This window comes from Aeromonas sp. ASNIH8, assembly GCF_002919855.1.
Classification (GTDB): Bacteria; Pseudomonadota; Gammaproteobacteria; order Enterobacterales; family Aeromonadaceae; genus Aeromonas; species Aeromonas caviae.
This window is the reverse complement of the sequence record NZ_PQLN01000258.1, coordinates 1-768: the sequence shown is the minus strand read 5'-3', so window position 1 is coordinate 768 and position 768 is coordinate 1. Positions and strand designations below refer to the sequence as shown.

Here is a 768-nt window from a genome sequence, read left to right as displayed (position 1 = left end):
GCGAACCGGAATTGCCAGCTGGGGCGCCCTCTGGGAAGGCTGGGAAGCCCTGCAAAGTAAACTGGATGGCTTTCTTGCCGCCAAGGATTTGATGGCACAGGGGATCAAGATCTGATCAAGAGACAGGACCTGTTGTTAAGCATCTTGAAAAACTTGTCGCATCCAGACGGCAAGCAACGGTTCTGGTTACCGGTTATATGGCAAAAGGCACCTTAGGAGAACGCCTGATCAGTATTTGCAAGGCCAGAGACCAAGGGAAGCCTTTGCCTAAATAACTGATCCCAATAGTGCTACACCTTCGCTGTGCCATAGCCATTCCCCGGGAAAGGAGACACGGTATCCATGAAGTGTTTCACTCGGGCCAGCAGGTTTGCCATCCCTCTGCATTGATGATTGCGCGTGATGGTTTCATGTAACTTGTGCCATAGCCGTTCTATGTGATTAACCCAAGGGCTGTAAACTGGCTGGAACACCAGGCAGAACTTGGGATTCTTCTTCAACCATCGCTCGGTCTGTTTGCTTTTGTGAATGATGTAGTTATCGAGGATCAACGTGATGGTTTTGGCTCGTCGGTAGTGGTGGCGCAGCTTTTCCAGCATGGCAATAAACAGCGATGAGTTTTTCTTGATCCCGCTGACGTAAAGTACCCTTCCGTTGCCTGCGTGGAGAACGCCTGCCAGATAATGCTTGGCATTCTGCCCCGGTGTGACAACCCGCTTTTGCTGCGCTCTGAACATCCAGTCGGCTCCTAATTTGGGATTGAGGTCT

Annotated in this window: 2 pseudogenes; one reads left to right on the top strand and one right to left on the bottom strand. The window is 51.0% G+C overall.

From position 1 onward, the window contains the following. Nucleotides 1–128 precede the first annotated feature (128 nt). Nucleotides 129–275: pseudogene (locus tag C3418_RS25130) on the top strand (hypothetical protein); the annotation flags it as partial. A 15-nt stretch (nt 276–290) separates the two neighbouring features. Here C3418_RS25130 and C3418_RS23790 read toward each other — a convergent pair. Beyond that, nucleotides 291–768 (bottom strand): annotated as a pseudogene (locus C3418_RS23790) (IS630-like element ISAhy2 family transposase); the annotation flags it as partial.